This window comes from Halorubrum rutilum, assembly GCF_024494565.1.
Genome location: NZ_JANHDN010000002.1, coordinates 179,026 through 193,303 on the forward strand (window position 1 = coordinate 179,026; position 14,278 = coordinate 193,303).

16 protein-coding genes are annotated in these 14,278 nt (G+C 72.2%); 8 read left to right on the forward strand and 8 right to left on the reverse strand.

Annotated elements, in window-relative coordinates; translation table 11 throughout:
- Positions 1 to 107: 107 nt before the first annotated feature.
- Complete coding sequence (locus NO900_RS04385; protein WP_256408001.1) at positions 108 to 653, forward strand: DUF1684 domain-containing protein; 546 nt, start codon at positions 108 to 110, stop codon at positions 651 to 653.
- Positions 654 to 752: 99 nt separating this feature from the next.
- Here the strand turns inward: NO900_RS04385 and NO900_RS04390 are convergent, their stop codons facing one another.
- On the reverse strand, positions 753 to 914 hold the full coding sequence (locus tag NO900_RS04390; RefSeq protein ID WP_256408002.1) for a hypothetical protein: 162 nt from the start codon (positions 912 to 914) through the stop codon (positions 753 to 755).
- 192 nt (positions 915 to 1,106) lie between these two features.
- Between NO900_RS04390 and NO900_RS04395 the strand changes: the two genes are divergently transcribed.
- Positions 1,107 to 2,210 (forward strand): NADH:flavin oxidoreductase/NADH oxidase, encoded by a 1,104-nt coding sequence (locus tag NO900_RS04395; RefSeq protein ID WP_256408003.1) that lies wholly within the window; start codon positions 1,107 to 1,109, stop codon positions 2,208 to 2,210.
- Between the two features lie 120 nt (positions 2,211 to 2,330).
- Here the strand turns inward: NO900_RS04395 and NO900_RS04400 are convergent, their stop codons facing one another.
- Positions 2,331 to 2,660, reverse strand: a complete 330-nt coding sequence (locus NO900_RS04400) for a transcription factor S (protein ID WP_256408004.1) — start codon at positions 2,658 to 2,660, stop codon at positions 2,331 to 2,333.
- 541 nt (positions 2,661 to 3,201) lie between these two features.
- Between NO900_RS04400 and NO900_RS04405 the strand changes: the two genes are divergently transcribed.
- The 4 genes from NO900_RS04405 (at position 3,202) to NO900_RS04420 (ending at position 6,744) form a co-directional block, all read left to right on the forward strand.
- Complete coding sequence (locus tag NO900_RS04405) at positions 3,202 to 4,089, forward strand: DUF502 domain-containing protein (protein ID WP_256408005.1); 888 nt, start codon at positions 3,202 to 3,204, stop codon at positions 4,087 to 4,089.
- A complete protein-coding gene (locus NO900_RS04410) occupies positions 4,086 to 4,541 on the forward strand; it encodes an archease (protein ID WP_256408006.1) in 456 nt (151 codons plus the stop codon). The genes NO900_RS04405 and NO900_RS04410 overlap by 4 nt, the downstream gene beginning before the upstream one ends.
- A gap of 70 nt (positions 4,542 to 4,611) precedes the next feature.
- Positions 4,612 to 5,139 (forward strand): hypothetical protein, encoded by a 528-nt coding sequence (locus NO900_RS04415; RefSeq protein WP_256408007.1) that lies wholly within the window; start codon positions 4,612 to 4,614, stop codon positions 5,137 to 5,139.
- 96 nt (positions 5,140 to 5,235) lie between these two features.
- Positions 5,236 to 6,744, forward strand: a complete 1,509-nt coding sequence (locus NO900_RS04420) for an RtcB family protein (RefSeq protein WP_256408008.1) — start codon at positions 5,236 to 5,238, stop codon at positions 6,742 to 6,744.
- A gap of 133 nt (positions 6,745 to 6,877) precedes the next feature.
- Here NO900_RS04420 and NO900_RS04425 read toward each other — a convergent pair whose 3' ends face one another.
- From NO900_RS04425 to NO900_RS04440, 4 genes are all read right to left on the reverse strand, one after another.
- On the reverse strand, positions 6,878 to 7,606 hold the full coding sequence (locus NO900_RS04425; RefSeq protein WP_256408009.1) for an SDR family NAD(P)-dependent oxidoreductase: 729 nt from the start codon (positions 7,604 to 7,606) through the stop codon (positions 6,878 to 6,880).
- Between the two features lie 84 nt (positions 7,607 to 7,690).
- Positions 7,691 to 8,002 (reverse strand): thiamine-binding protein, encoded by a 312-nt coding sequence (locus NO900_RS04430; protein ID WP_256408010.1) that lies wholly within the window; start codon positions 8,000 to 8,002, stop codon positions 7,691 to 7,693.
- 502 nt (positions 8,003 to 8,504) lie between these two features.
- Positions 8,505 to 9,440 (reverse strand): alpha/beta hydrolase, encoded by a 936-nt coding sequence (locus NO900_RS04435; protein ID WP_256408011.1) that lies wholly within the window; start codon positions 9,438 to 9,440, stop codon positions 8,505 to 8,507.
- Positions 9,437 to 9,889, reverse strand: a complete 453-nt coding sequence (locus NO900_RS04440) for a DUF8159 domain-containing protein (RefSeq protein ID WP_256408012.1) — start codon at positions 9,887 to 9,889, stop codon at positions 9,437 to 9,439. The genes NO900_RS04435 and NO900_RS04440 overlap by 4 nt, the downstream gene beginning before the upstream one ends.
- A 361-nt stretch (positions 9,890 to 10,250) precedes the next feature.
- On the opposite strand from NO900_RS04440, the gene NO900_RS04445 reads away from it, so the two are divergent.
- Positions 10,251 to 11,342: a DUF4013 domain-containing protein gene (locus NO900_RS04445; protein ID WP_256408013.1), complete on the forward strand. Its 1,092-nt coding sequence runs from the start codon at positions 10,251 to 10,253 to the stop codon at positions 11,340 to 11,342.
- Positions 11,343 to 11,367: 25 nt separating this feature from the next.
- The gene (locus NO900_RS04450; protein WP_256408014.1) at positions 11,368 to 12,435 is read left to right on the forward strand and encodes an mRNA surveillance protein pelota; all 1,068 of its coding nucleotides are present in this window, start codon (positions 11,368 to 11,370) and stop codon (positions 12,433 to 12,435) included.
- A gap of 426 nt (positions 12,436 to 12,861) precedes the next feature.
- Here the strand turns inward: NO900_RS04450 and NO900_RS04455 are convergent, their stop codons facing one another.
- Together NO900_RS04455 and NO900_RS04460 are read right to left on the reverse strand one after the other, a co-directional pair.
- On the reverse strand, positions 12,862 to 13,860 hold the full coding sequence (locus tag NO900_RS04455) for an ornithine cyclodeaminase family protein (protein ID WP_256408015.1): 999 nt from the start codon (positions 13,858 to 13,860) through the stop codon (positions 12,862 to 12,864).
- A gap of 135 nt (positions 13,861 to 13,995) precedes the next feature.
- On the reverse strand, positions 13,996 to 14,274 hold the full coding sequence (locus NO900_RS04460; protein ID WP_256408016.1) for a DUF8015 family protein: 279 nt from the start codon (positions 14,272 to 14,274) through the stop codon (positions 13,996 to 13,998).
- Positions 14,275 to 14,278 lie beyond the last annotated feature (4 nt).

Here is a 14,278-nt window from a genome sequence, read left to right on the forward strand (position 1 = left end):
CGACTCCGGGATCCGGCGGGGGCGACCCTGAGAGCCGGCGCACCCCGTGAGCCTCCGGGCCCGCCCGAACCGCGGCCCTGAAGCCGCCGGCGCCTCTCGGGCCAGGTATGACCGACGAGTACGCCGAGCGCCTCCGCGCCAACCGCCGCGAGAAGGACGAGTTCTTCGCCGACCACCCGCAGTCGCCGATCCCGCCCGAGCACCGCGACGGGTTCGACGGGCTCGACTACTTCCCGCCGGACGAGACGTACCGCGTCGAGGCGACCGTGACGGTCCACGACGACCCCGAGCCCGTCGAGATGGAGACCACGGCGAGCAACCCGGTCCGGTACCTCCGGGTCGTCACCTTCGCGTTCGAGGTCGACGGCGAGGAACACGCGCTCGCCGGCTACCGGCAGGCGGGCGAGGACGGCGAGATCTTCGTCCCCTTCCGCGACAAGACGACCGGCCAGCAGACGTACCATCGGGGCCGGTACATGGAGCTGGAGCCGGAGGGCGAGCTCGCCGACGGCGACGTCGTCACCCTCGATTTCAACCTCGCGTACAGCCCCTTCTGCGCGTACAGCGAGGCGTTCGCCTGCCCGCTCCCGCCCGAGGAGAACTGGCTGGAGATCGTCGTGCCGGCCGGCGAGCGCGCGCCCGACATCGAGTAACGGGGATCGTCGAGCGGTCGCCCGGGGTCCTCAGGCCGCCGAGTAACCGTTCGATCGGTCGGTCGGAAGGGGAAGAGAGGCCGCTCCGTTCGGCTCGCGCTACCGTTCCAGATCGACCGTGAGGTCGGTCGCGATCCACGCGTCCGTGTTGCCCTGCTCCGCGAAGACGGTTCGGTCGGGCGAGCAGCGACTCGCCGCGACGATCGGCCGTGCGTCCGCCGACTCCTCGGCGCCGCGCTCGATCCGGTCCCCAGTGCTCATTACCACCTCGTCAGGGGTACGGGAGGTTATAGGTTTCGGTCGACCTAAACCCCGCGCGCCGCGACCGCGACGCGCGGAGCCGGGCCCGCCGCGCCGCGGTCCGCCGCGCCGCGGTCGGCGGTCCGGTCCGATCGCGGCGACCCGCGCGGGGGATCGGAGCCCATTACCCGGCGGCGCCCCTCGACACTGACGATGACGGACTCGCTCTTCACGCCGCTGACGCTGCGCGACACCGAGCTTCGGAACCGCGTGATGCTGTCGCCCATGTGCCAGTACTCCGCGGACGGCGGGCTCGCGAACGACTGGCACCGGATCCACCTCGGCTCGCGCGCCGTCGGCGGGGCCGGCGCCGTGATGACCGAGGCGACCGCCGTCGAGGAGCGCGGCCGGATCACCCCGGGCTGCCTCGGGATCTGGTCCGACGAGCACGCCGAGGCGATCGAGCCGATCGTCGACTTCGTTCGGTCGCAGGGCGCGACGCCCGGGATCCAGCTGGCGCACGCCGGCCGCAAGGGGTCGCATCGGCCGCCGGCCGAGGGCGGCGACCCGATCCCGGAGGACGACCCGGCGGGGTGGGAGACGATATCGGCGAGCGACGCGCCGTACCCCGACGGCGACCGCGCGGAGACCGGCGAGCCCGCGGCGACGCGCCGGATGGACAACGGCGATATCGACGAGGTGATCGAGTCGTTCGCCGACGCCGCGGCGCGCGCCCTCGACGCCGGCTTCGAGATCGCCGAGGTCCACGCGGCCCACGGCTACCTGCTCCACCAGTTCCTCTCGCCGGTCACCAACGACCGCGACGACGAGTACGGCGGGAGCTTCGCGGACCGGACGCGGCTCGTCCGCGAGGTCGTCGCGGCCGTGCGGGACGTCTGGCCCGACGGCAAGCCGGTGTTCGTCCGGATCTCCGCGACCGACTGGCTGCCCGACCGCGACTCGTGGGACGTCGACGACTCCGTGCGACTGGCCCCGCTGCTCGCGGAGGCCGGCGCCGACCTGGTCGACGTCTCCGGCGGCGGGATCCACCCCGACCAGCAGCTCCCCGAAACCGGTCCGGGATACCAGGTGCCGTACGCCGAGGCGATCCGCGAGGGCACCGACGTGCCCGTCGCCGCGGTCGGCGGGATCACGGAGCCGACGCACGCCGACGCTCTCGTCCGGAACGGGCGGGCCGACCTCGTCGCGCTCGGCCGCGAGATGCTCCGGCACCCGTACTGGCCGCTGGAGGCGGCCCACGAGCTCGGCGCGGACGTCGAGTGGCCGGTGCAGTACCGGCGCGGTCGGTTCGACTGAGGGAGGGCGTCGGCCGGCTCGGCTAAGCGGGGGATCGCCTCGTGGACCGAGAGCGATCGCGTGACGGTATCGAGACGATGCCCCGACTGAGTGCCGCCGAGGGCGGCGGGTCGGAACGTATCAGTTGTAGCCGCGCCAGCGGCGACCGCACTCCTTGCACTTGAAGAATCGCGTCGGCGGCTCGTCGGCGGCGCCGGTCTGTTTGATCGTGTACCACGCCTCGCCGTGGCCGCACTCGTCGCAGACGACGTCGGTCGCGGTGGGCTTCCCCTCGAAGTTCGCGCCCTCCTCCGTCTCGATCACCTCGTCGCCGGTCTGTTCCGTGGTCGACTCGAAGTCGGCGGCGAGCGACTCGTCGCGCTCGGTCGTGGCGCCGCAGTCGTCGTTCTGACACACCATCTCCCCGTCGACGGAGACCATCATCGAGCCGCAGTCGTCGCAGAACTGCATATATGCGTCGCGATAGGGTGTCGAGCGGTTTAGCTTCCCTGACTGCGCTCGATCGCATATGCTGTTTATTTAAGAGTAACCGGTGACGACGATGCGGAGAACGCCCACGAAATCCCGGCTGCTTATTCGTAAATAGATGACTTCGGATCGGTGGTGAACGCCTCCAAAGCCCCGGCCGCGACGACGAAGCACGGCGACGATAGCACCGCAAGAAGCGAGTGAAACGAGCGACTGAGGAGCGCACCGAGCCGCGCGAGTCGTCGCGGCTGCCCGTTTGAGTCCCACCCCGCCCCGCACAGCACCGCGGCCTCACGCCTCCCCAGCCTCGTCGGTCGCCCTCCGCGTTGCTCCGGGCGACCGACTCCCTCGCGCGTGCGGTTCGCGCCGCGCTGCGGCGCTCACCGGCACGCGCCACCGCGTCATCAATTAAAAAGGCGCGTCGGACCCGGGTGGGGTTGCGGTCGGACCGCTCCGGGGAGCGCCCTCGTGGCCCCGCTCACCGACGGAAGCGTTTTGAGTCGGTCGTTCGTGGAAGCTGATAATGGCCGCCGAGTCCCCGCCGGACCGCGGGCGCCTCAGACGGGCCCTGCTGACCGGCGTCGCCGTCATCGTCCCCTCCGTCATCACGCTCGCGGTGCTGGGGTTCGTCTTCAACGCGATCTACGACTACCTGGACGCCTTCTCCACCGCGATCCTGCCGCTGCTGCCGCCGTCGGCGCTCCCGGTCGACCGCGAGGTCGCCATCGAGGTCGCCACGCCGGTCGTCTTCGTCGGGACGATCCTCCTCATCGGCCTCGCCGTCGAGTCGACGCGGTACGGCGAGCGCGCGGTCGACTACGCCGACTACGCCATCGAGCAGATCCCCGGCGTCGGCTCCGTCTACCAGGGGTTCCGGCAGATGAGCGACGCCATGCTGGAGTCGGACGGCGGCAACTTTCAGGAGGTGGTCCTCGTCGAGTTCCCGACCGAGGACGTCTACACCCTCGCGTTCGTCACGAGCGACACCCCGGACAGGGTCGCCGGTCCGGCCGAGGGCGGGGAGATGCGGACGCTGTTCATGCCGATGGCCCCGAACCCGGTGATGGGCGGGCACGTCCTGTTCGTCCCCGAGCGCCGGATCGTCGAGGTCGACCTGAGCGTCGAGGAGGGGATCCGGGCGCTGGTGACGAGCGGCGTCGCCCTCGAACGCGCCGCCGCCGACGCCGACGGCGTGTCGCCGTCGCAGGTTCGCGAGCCCGATCCGGAGGGCCCGATCGGCTCGTACCACTCCTCCACGTCGGACGTCGCCAAGCGGTCGGGCGGCGAGACCGACCGACCGAGCGACGCGCCGGGCGGCGACCGGGGCGGCGGTCGCGGTCCCCGCGACGGCGGTCGGAGCGGACGGAGCGACGAGCGGATCGCGCCCGACGAGCCCGGTGACGAGACGTGACCTTCGACCTCCGGGACCACACGGCCGACGTCGCGGTCGAGGCGACCGCGCCGACCCTCGCGGCGCTGTTCGAGTCGGTCGCCGACGGGCTCACCGCCGCGAGCTGTGAGGCGGTCCCGGAGACCGGCGAGCGGTTCAAGTTCACCGTGACCGCCGAGGGCCGCGAGGCGCTCCTCTTCGACTACCTCGACCGTCTTATCTACGAGCGCGACGTGCGGCTCGTCCTCCCGGCCGACCACCGGTGTGCGGTCTCGGGGCCCGACGACGAGGGCTCCGAGAGCGACGACCCGAACGACCCGGACGACACCGACGCCTGGACCGTCGAGGCGTCCGCCCGCGGCGTCCCGCTCGGCGACGTCGCGGCCCGCGAGATCAAGGCGGTCACCTACTCGGAGATGGCCCTCGACCGCCGCGACGACGGGTGGTACGCATACGTCGTGTTCGACGTCTGAACGGGGACGGAACCCCGATAGAACGGAGATCGGTGGAAACGATTTTCAGTACCGAGTTCCTTGTTACCGTATGTCACAAACGGGAGCGACGGCGACGGCGGACCGGCGCTGGCGGGCGGGCGCGCTCGGCGGCCTCGTCGCCGGCGTCGCGATGGGCGTCGTGTTACACGGGATACTGGGGCTCATGCCGACTATCGGCGCGCTCGTCGGCGTCGAGGCGGTCCTCGTCGGCTGGGCGGTCCACCTGTTCAACAGCGCCCTCTTCGGGGCCCTGTTCGCCGCGGTCTTCGACCGCGCGTTCTTCGACGACCTCCGGGCCGACGTCGGCGGCTGCCTCTCACTGGGCGTCGTCCACTCGGCGCTGCTCGGGGTGATCACGGGCGGACTGCTGCTGCCGACCGCGATCGCGCTCGAAGGGGCCACGTCGCTGCCGGTCCCCACGCTGCCGGTTCCCGGGCTCACGGCGAGCTTCGAGTTCGGCGCGGTGATCGCCGTCGCGCACCTGATCTACGGGCTCGTGCTCGGTCGCGTCTTCGCCGCGCTCACGCTCGCCGAGGGCGCGATCGGCTGGCTGCCGTTCGACCCGGTCGACCGGTAGGCGGGTCGCCGCGCTCGACGCGAGCGACCCGTGACGGCCGTCGACCCGCGTCCGCCTCTCGCAACGCCCTTGCCCCCCCGCGTCGAACGGCGGGGTATGACCACGCGCGAGTTCGACGGGATCCGGCTTGAGAAGGTGCGCGAGCACGTCTGGGAGATCCCCCGCGAGGGCGACATGAACGTTCCCGCGCGGGTTCTCGCCAGCGAGTCGCTGCTGGAGGCGATCGGCGACGACGACTCGCTCCAGCAGCTGAAGAACGCGACGCACCTCCCGGGGATCGTCGAGCCCGCGCTCTGTATGCCCGACGGCCACCAGGGGTACGGCTTCCCCGTCGGCGGCGTCGGAGCCATCGACGCCCGTATCGGTTGTATTTCGCCCGGAGCGGTCGGTTACGACGTGAATTGCGGCGTCAGAATGGTGAACACGAACCTCACCTACGACGACGTGCGCGGCCGCGAGGAGGAGCTCGTCGACGCCCTCTTCGAGGCGGTCCCCTCGGGGCTGGGCGGCGGCGGCGTGATCGGCGGCGACGCCGACGCGATCGAGGGCGCCTTAGAACGCGGCGTCGAGTGGGCCGTCGATGAGGGGTACGGGATCGAGAGCGACCTCGCGCGCTGCGAGGACGAGGGACGCCGCCCCGACGCCCGGCCGGAGTACGTCTCCCAGAAGGCGATGGACCGCGGGCGCAACCAGATGGGATCGCTCGGCTCGGGCAACCACTTCCTGGAGGTCCAGCGCGTCACGAACGTGTTCCGCGAGGACGTGGCGGAGGCGTACGGCCTGGCGGAGGACGGGATCGTCGTCCTGATCCACTGCGGGAGTCGCGGGCTCGGCCACCAGACGTGTAACGACTACCTGCGGCGGATCGAGAAGGAGCACGGCGACCTGCTCGACTCGCTGCCCGACAAGGAGCTCGCGGCCGCGCCCGCCGGCTCCGAGCTGGCCGACGAGTACTACGGGGCGATGGGCGCGTGCATCAACTTCGCGTGGGTGAACCGCCAGCTGATCACCCATCAGACCCGCGAGACGTTCGGCGAGGTGTTCGACGCCGACCCGATCGACGACCTCGGGATGGAGCTCTTGTACGACGTGGCGCACAACATCGCGAAGAAGGAGACCCACGAGGTCGGCGTCGACGCCGACGGGCTCCCCGCGGTCGGCGACGAGGCGGTCGACCGCGCGGAGCGCGAACTGTACGTCCACCGGAAGGGCGCGACGCGCGCGTTCCCCGCGGGCCACGGGGACGTGCCCGAGGCGTACCGCGGCGTCGGCCAGCCCGTGATCATCCCCGGCAGCATGGGCGCCGGGTCGTACGTCCTCCGCGGCGGCGACGAGTCGATGTCGGTCTCGTTCGGCTCGACCGCCCACGGCGCCGGCCGGCTGATGAGCCGGACGCAGGCGAAACAGGAGTTCTGGGGCGGCGACGTGCAGGACGACCTCGAAGACGGACAGCGGATCTACGTGAAGGCGCAGTCGGGCGCGACGATCGCCGAGGAGGCGCCCGGCGTCTACAAGGACATCGACGAGGTGATCCGCGTGAGCGACGAGCTGGGAATCGGCGACAAGGTGGCGCGGACGTTCCCCGTCTGTAACATCAAGGGCTGACGCGGCGACTCGACCGATCGGCGGGCCGGATCGGGCCGGTCGGTGCGGTCCGCATCGATCCGGTCGGTGCGGTCCGCATCGATCCGGTCGGTGCGGTCCGCATCGATCCGGTCCGGCCAGTCCCCCCGGGCCGTCAGAGGTGCATCCCGCCGTCGACCTCCAGTATCTCGCCGTGGACGTGCCCGTTGTCGATCAGGTAGCGGACCGCGTCGGCCACGTCGTCCGGCTCGCAGGCGTACTCGGGGAGGTGCGTGTCGACGTTCTCGTGGCCGCGGAACTCGATCGCTTCGAGGTACTCCAAGATGACGTCGTTGAGGTCGGTCTCGACGGGGCCCGGCGCGACGGCGTTGACCTGCACGCCGTCCGGGCCGAGCTCTCGGGCGAGCGCGCGAGTCAGCCCGTGGAGCCCGGCCTTGCTCGCCGCGTAGCTCGCGTCGACCGTCCCCAGCGTGCCGCCGACGCTGGAGAGGAAGACGACGTCGCCGCCGCTCTCGCGGAGGTGCGGCGCCGCCGCGCGGGTGACGCGGAACGCCCCGGAGAGGTTGGTGTCGATCACCGACTCCCACTCCGCGTCGCTCGTCTCCTCAAGGCGGTTCGGGCGCGCGATCCCGGCGTTGTTGACGACCGCGTCGAGCGACCCGAACGCCTCGACCGCCCGCTCGATCAGCCGGTCCGCGGCCGCGGGCTCGGAGACGTCGGCCCGCACCGTGACCACCTCGCCGCCCGCCTCGCGGACGCGCTCCGCCGTCTCGGCCGCGGCCTCCTCGTCCGACCGGTAGTCGACGACCACGTCGCGCTCGGCCAGCTCGACCGCGATCGCCCGTCCGATTCCGCGACTGCCGCCGGTGACCAGTATCGCCATACCCGCACGTGTAATTACTTACTAATACCACTAACGAATACACACCGGCGAATTCGCTCGGTCGCGGTCGGAGTTCCGACCCGGTCAGCGCTCCCGCTTCGCCTCGCGCCCGAGCTCCTCTTCGACGGCCTCGACCTTCCGGTCGGCGCTCGTCTCCGCGGTCCGCTTGTCGTCGATCTTCAGCACCGTCGAGACGCGGTCGCCGTCGACGGCGCCGTGGGCCGCCGCGGCCGCGGCGAACACCGTCTCGGCGTCGTCGGCCTCGATCACGGTGCCCATCGGGTTCGTCTCGTAGCTCACGTCGAACTCGTCGAGCGCGGCGACGGCCTTCGCGACCTCGCCGGCCATGCTCCCCTCGATCACCGGTGCGACGCTCAGCAGCGCGACCGTGGTCATGGGCGTGAGTGCGTCGTCCGAGCACTTAAGCGGTCGTCAGAGACGGGAGCGACCACGCGAACGAGTCACGAACGGTCGACTATACGTGAGTGATGGCGGATCGGCGGTCAATACTTCCAAAAGCCCCGACTGCTCGGCGATACACCGTTGCTACCGACGAGACTGCTAGGACCTCCGAAAGCCCCGGCCGCGAGGAGTGCGCACGCTCGCTGTGCGCCTCACTCGGTCGCTCACTTCGTTCGCGCCCTCGTTGCGGCGTCGCCGGCGACTCCGTCGCCGGCTGCCAGTGGCGCGTAGCGCCACGCTGCTTGCGTCGCCTGCGCACTCCTCGCGGTGCCCCTTTGAGTTCCGCCCGCACAGCACCGCGCCTCACGCCTCCCCAGCCTCGTCGCCGGCGGCGGAGCCGCCGGCTGCCAGAGGCGCGTCGCGCCTCGGCCGCGAGGCGGCCTCGGAGGCACGCGCCACCGCCGGGGATTGACTCGGGTCGAACCACTGGAGGGGGTCACTCCAGCGCGTCTTTGAGGAACGACAGCTGATGCCCGACCGCGGGCTCGAAGTCCTCGCCGAGCGGGGAGAAGTGGTCCGCGGGCATCGTGACGACGGTCCCGCGCGAGAGCGCCTCGCCCGCGTCGACGACCGCCTCGCTGTCGACGATCGCGTCGTCGGTCCCCGCCAGGAGGAGGGTCGGCGCGCGGATCTCGCCGAGCCGCTCGACCGGACGGTAGCTCGCGACGCGCAGCAGCGACCGCGCCGGCGTCTCGTTGCGCCACGTCGATTCCCGGTCGACCAGGTCGAGGTACTTCCGCTTCGTCCCCGGCTCCGTGATCGCCGCGAGCTCCTCGGCGCTCCCGACGATCGGGACGGTCCGACCGCGGCCGAACCGGTTCCCGATCAGGTCGCGAAGCCCGGCGGCCCCCGACCGCGCGAGGTACTTCCAGCCTCGGCGACGGGCGATCGCCCGCCCGTCGAGCATCGGGACCGCGCCGATCACGGCGTCGACGTCGGCGCGCTCGGCGGCGAGCGTGAGCACGTGCGCGGCCGACAGCGACGCGCCCCAGAGCACGAGGTCGGGGCCGACGGCGTCGACGCGGCGGACGCGGTCGATCGCGGCCGCGTAGTCGGCGCGCTGGGCGGCGGGACGGACCGCCTGCGAGTCGCCGTCGGAGGCGCCGAACTCGCGGTAGTCGAAGCAGAACGCGGCGTAGCCGGCGTCGGCGAACCGCTCCGCGACCGCCGGGTAGCCGAAGGTCCGCTCCGCGCCGAGCCCGGGGGCCATCACGATCGCCGGCGGATCGCCGGCGTCGCCGCCCGGCAGGTAGAGGGTCCCGCGGCAGGTGTCGCCGTCGACCTCGAAGGCGAGCGCGCGGGTGGCGAACCGCTCGCGGGGCGGCCGGTCGAGCCGGCGCTGCGCGCGGTTCACCGGCTTCCGTCGGGTCACGTCGAGTCCCCGGACGCCGCGGAGTCGTTGCCGTCGGCGGGGTCAACGTCGCCGTCCGCCGCGGCGGAGTCGTCGGCGTCGCCGTTCGCTTCCGCGGGCTCGTCCGCGTGCGACAGCGTCTCCAGCACGCGCGAGGAGAACTCCGTCTCCGAGATCTCGTACGCGGCCAGCGCCTCGAACCACTCCGGCTCGGCGCGCCACGTCCCGAGGACGTCGCCGGGCGCGCGGACGACCGTCGCCTCGACCCGGACGGGCTCCCACTCGTCGGCCTCGGCCTCGTCGATGAGCGCGTTGAGGGCGCGCCCGATCTCCCCGTGGTGCACCTCGCGCCCGGGGAACGCCGTCATGTACGTGAGATCCAGCGGGTCCCCCCCGTCGATCTCCTCGACGCTGATCCCGTAGCTGCGGAGCGCCGGCTCCACCTCGGCCGTCTGCTCGTCGCCGGTCATACGGGACGGTCGACCGGGCGGGATAAATCGCTACCGGCGTCGCTCGCGGGGGGAGGGAGCGGGCCGGTCCGGCGAAAGCCGCGGACGGGGAGCGGCCGCCGCGGACGGCGGCCGTAATCGGAGTTGTCAGAGGCACACGATTGTCCCGCGCGGCCGGTCTGTCGTACTCCGTGAAATCATATAAACGCTCGGGAGGCAGCGTTTCGGGTTCGCTGCTCCGGGACTCGCCGAGCCGACGCGATCGGGACGGCCCCCCGACGCGGCCGGGACGGTCCCCGATCCGACGCGATCGGAACGGGCGTCGACCCGACGCGGTCGCCGACCGGACATCCTTTATTGCCGTCGCGAAACAGGATCGGATATGATCCGGGGCGTGTCGTCGGCGCTGTCGCGGTCTCCCGACGCCCTCGGCGTCCTCGTCGTCGGCGGCCTCCTGACCCTCCTGACGTGGGTCGTCACGCCCGCGTGGGTCGCGGGCGCCCTGCTGTTCCCCCCGCTGGCCGTCCTCGCGCCGCTCGCGCTCGCGCCGGCCTTCGTCGCCCGCGGGTACTTCGCCCGGGTCGTCGCCGCCGGGGGCGCGGCCGGGAACCGCGACGGCGCGCCCCCGTTCGTCGGGTGGAACGAGCTCTACCGACACGGGCTCAAGTCGGCCCTGCTGAGCGCGCTGCTGCTCGCGCCGCTGGCGCTGTTCGTCGCGGCCGCCGCGCTCGCCGGGTTCGTCGCCGAAGCGGGGCTCGTCGACCTCGGGCCGGCGCTCGACCTCGCGGAGCGCGCGCTCGGCCCGGCCGGAGCCCCCGCCGTCGCCGTCGCCGGCGGCGGGTCCCTGGCGGTCGCCGCCGCGGCGTACCTCCTCGCGTTCGCGTACGTCAGGCCGGCCGCGCTGGCCGCGTTCGCCGCGTCCGGGCGGCTCCGCGACGGTCTCCGTCCGGGGCGGGTCGCCGCCGTCGCCGGGTCGGGCGAGTACGCGACGGCGTGGGCCGTCGCGGTCGCGGCGCTCGGCGCGGGGTACGCGCTCGCCGCGCCGTTCGTCCCGCTCGCGGTCGGCGTCGCGTTCGTCTTCGCCGCGCGGGTCGTCGCGCACGCCCTCTACGGCCGCGGCGCCGCGGGAGCGATCGGGTTCGGCGCCGCGGAGCCGGTCGAGACGGCCGCCCCTTCGGCGTCGTCCGCACCGGTCGTCGAACGCGCTCCGGACCGCCTCGACGGCGGGTTCCGCCGGGCGATGTCCGAGGCGCCGGCGTCGGTACAGACCGGCCGGACGGTCCCGTTCGGGGACGACCGAGCGCCGCCGAGCGACGCGGGCGGCGTCGGGGACGCCGACGGCTTCGAGTGGAACGTCGAGGTCGACGGCGAGGAGCGCGGCCCCTCGACCGGCGGCGACGGTGAGAGGCGGCGACCGCCGGTCGACGGCGGCTTCGAGTGGGGCGCCGGCGTCGGCCCGGAAGACAAGAGTTGATACGAGCGGCGGCGAACGGTCGCGTATGCGCATCTCCGACCGGGGCTACGGCGAGGAGGGCCGGGAGCGGCTCACGCTCGTCCCCGAGAACGTCGACGACCTCTGGCACCTCGCGCACGTCCTCGAACCGGGGGACCTCGTCGAGGGCGACACCACCCGCCGGATCCAGCGGAACGATGACCAGATGCGGGACACCGGCGGCCAGCGCGAGCACCTGTTCGTCACGCTGGAGGTCGACGACGTGGAGTTCGCCCGGTTCGCCAACCGGCTCCGCGTCTCCGGCGTGATCGTCGCCTGCTCCCGCGAGGACCAGCTCAACGCCCACCACACGCTCAACGTCGAGGCGCACGACGAGATAACCGTCGAGAAGCACTTCAAGCCGGACCAGACGGAGCGGTTGGAGGAGGCGACGGAGGCCGCCGAGAACCCCGACGTCGCCATCGCGACCGTCGAGGAGGGGGCCGCCTACGTCCACACGGTCCAGCAGTACGGCACCGAGGAGTACGCCTCGTTCACGAAGCCGACCGGGAAGGGGGAGTACTCGCGGCCCCGCGAGGAGCTGTTCGCGGAGCTCGGCGAGGCGCTCGCGCACCTCGACGCCGACGCCGTCATCCTCGCCGGGCCGGGGTTCACGAAGCAGGACGCGCGCGACTACGTCGAGGAGGAGTACCGCGACCTCCCCGACCGGATCACCACCGTCGACACCTCGGCCGCGGGCGACCGCGGGGTCCACGAGGTCCTGAAGCGCGGCGCGGTCGACGAGGTGCAGAAGGAGACGCGGATCTCGAAGGAGGCGAGCCTCATCGACGAGCTCACCGAGAACATCGCGCAGGGGGCGAAGGCGACGTACGGCCCCGAGGACGTGGCCGAGGCCGCCGAGTTCGGCGCGATCGAAACGCTCCTCGTGGTCGACGAGCGACTCCGGCAGGAGCGACAGAACGAGGGCGACTGGCCGATCGACGTCAACGAGGTGATCGAGTCGGTCGAGCAGCAGGGCGGCGACGTGGTCGTCTTCTCCTCGGAGTTCGCCCCCGGCGAGCAGCTCTCGAACCTCGGCGGGATCGCCGCGATCCTGCGATATCGGCTGGAGTGAGCGTCGAGAGCGACGCAACGCCTGTTTATATATGATGTGCGGTGGCGCGTGCCGTGAGCGGCCCGTAGGGCCGCGAACCGCCCGCGCGAGGGACGCGGCGACCGAAGGGAGCCGCGAGGCTGGGGAGGAGTGAGGTGCCGTGCGGAGCGGTGCGGGGCGGTGCTGGGCGGGACTCAAAGGGCAGCCGTGAGGCGTGCGGAGGCGTTCACGAGAGCTCCGCTCTCGTGAGCCAATCAGAACGCTTCGCGTTCTGATGACGACGCGAGCACCGCAGGAACGAGCAACGCGAGTGACGAGGAGCGCAGCGAGCGTGCGCACGCCTCACGGCTGGGGCTTTGGAGGTGTTCACCGTCAACTCATTGTCGGTTATTTGTAAATGAGCACTCGGAGCGGCCTCGCAGTCACCGAAGCGACATCCCCGTCAGTTCACTCTCCAGTAAGCGCCTCGCTCGCGGGCGCGAGCTCGATCGTCTGACCCCGTCCCCTCTCGCTCGCCCGCTTATATAGCATATGCGCGGCGGCCACGGTCTCGATTCCGGTCCCGCCGGAGTCGAAGACCGTGATTTCCTCCTCGCTCGTCCGGCCCGGATGCTCGCCGGCGACGACCTCACCCAAATCTGCCGCGACGTGGTCCTCGTCGACGAGCCCGGCCTCGACCGCGGCGAGGAACGACCCCGCGTCCTGCGCCGCCCGCTCGCGGATGTCGGGGACGTACGTCGCCCGGGCGACCAGCTCGGGCGGGAGCTCGTTCTTCTCCGGGTGGTACTGCCCCATCGCCGTGACGTGCGTCCCGGGCTCGACGTCGGCGTCGTCGATCACGGGGCCGCTCGCGTTCGTCGCCGTGATCACCACGTCGGCGCCGGCGACCGCCGCGCTCGCGCTGTCGACCGCCGAGACCGCGGCGTCGATCCGGTCGGCGAACTCCTCGGCGAACGCCTCGCGGTGCTCGGCGGTCGGCGAGAACACCCGGACCGACTCGAACTCCCGGACGGTCGCGGTCGTCGCGAGCTGGCCGCGGGCCTGCGCGCCGCTCCCGATCACGGCGACCTCCGTCGCGTCGTCGCGGGCGAGCGCGTCGACCGCGGTCGCCCCCGCGGCCCCCGTCTTGAACGGGTTCATCGAGGCGCCGTCGAGCACCGCGAGCGGCTCGCCTGACTCCGCGTCGAACAGCGGCGTCACGAACCACGCGTCGCCGGCGCCGAAGCCCGCGGAGTAGGTGTAGCCGCCCATCGCGCCCGTCTCCGGCAGCAGCGCGGCGTAGGTCGTCAGCATCCCCGGCGGGTCGCGGTTGAGCAGCTTCGTCCGCGGCTCCGCGGGCGCGCCCTCGCCGACCTGGCGGTACGCGTCGCGGACGGCGGCGACGTACTCCGCCGGCTCGGCGAGGTCGTCGACGTCGGCGCTCGTGAGGAACAGCGTCTCTGTCATACCGGTCCCCTCGGGTGCGGGGGACTAAACCGTACAGGGAACCGGAACGCGAGGCGGCGTCGCCGGCCCGGCGGTCGAGCGCGCCGGGGACCGGTCGCTATCGAGCGCGCTCGTCGACACGCGGCCCCGAGCCCGTCAGTCGGACCCGCCGGCCCCGGACCGGCCGGTCCGCGATCCCTCGACCGCGCGGTCGAGCGAGTCGCCGACGGAGCCGGCCGCGGACCGGTCGACGCCGCCGCGAACGTCCTCGACTGGGTTCCGGACGAACATCGCGTGGACCATGACGCCCCCCGCGACGAGCGCGCCCCCGGGAAGCGCGGCCGTCAACGACAGCCCGACCAGGTTGAGGAAGGCGGTCACACCGATCAACGCGGCCGGAATGAGCCCGAGAACGTAGTCGTAGTACCCAGTCATGCTC

Excerpts from the sequence above, each read along its gene's own strand:
- NO900_RS04385 (WP_256408001.1), top strand. The coding sequence starts at position 108 with ATGACCGACGAGTACGCCGAGCGCCTCCGCGCCAACCGCCGCGAGAAG.
- NO900_RS04390 (WP_256408002.1), bottom strand. The coding sequence starts at position 914 with ATGAGCACTGGGGACCGGATCGAGCGCGGCGCCGAGGAGTCGGCGGAC.
- NO900_RS04395 (WP_256408003.1), top strand. The coding sequence starts at position 1,107 with ATGACGGACTCGCTCTTCACGCCGCTGACGCTGCGCGACACCGAGCTT.
- NO900_RS04400 (WP_256408004.1), bottom strand. The coding sequence starts at position 2,660 with ATGCAGTTCTGCGACGACTGCGGCTCGATGATGGTCTCCGTCGACGGG.
- NO900_RS04405 (WP_256408005.1), top strand. The coding sequence starts at position 3,202 with ATGGCCGCCGAGTCCCCGCCGGACCGCGGGCGCCTCAGACGGGCCCTG.
- NO900_RS04415 (WP_256408007.1), top strand. The coding sequence starts at position 4,612 with ATGTCACAAACGGGAGCGACGGCGACGGCGGACCGGCGCTGGCGGGCG.
- NO900_RS04420 (WP_256408008.1), top strand. The coding sequence starts at position 5,236 with ATGACCACGCGCGAGTTCGACGGGATCCGGCTTGAGAAGGTGCGCGAG.
- NO900_RS04425 (WP_256408009.1), bottom strand. The coding sequence starts at position 7,606 with ATGGCGATACTGGTCACCGGCGGCAGTCGCGGAATCGGACGGGCGATC.
- NO900_RS04430 (WP_256408010.1), bottom strand. The coding sequence starts at position 8,002 with ATGACCACGGTCGCGCTGCTGAGCGTCGCACCGGTGATCGAGGGGAGC.
- NO900_RS04440 (WP_256408012.1), bottom strand. The coding sequence starts at position 9,889 with ATGACCGGCGACGAGCAGACGGCCGAGGTGGAGCCGGCGCTCCGCAGC.
- NO900_RS04445 (WP_256408013.1), top strand. The coding sequence starts at position 10,251 with ATGATCCGGGGCGTGTCGTCGGCGCTGTCGCGGTCTCCCGACGCCCTC.
- NO900_RS04450 (WP_256408014.1), top strand. The coding sequence starts at position 11,368 with ATGCGCATCTCCGACCGGGGCTACGGCGAGGAGGGCCGGGAGCGGCTC.
- NO900_RS04455 (WP_256408015.1), bottom strand. The coding sequence starts at position 13,860 with ATGACAGAGACGCTGTTCCTCACGAGCGCCGACGTCGACGACCTCGCC.
- NO900_RS04460 (WP_256408016.1), bottom strand. The coding sequence starts at position 14,274 with ATGACTGGGTACTACGACTACGTTCTCGGGCTCATTCCGGCCGCGTTG.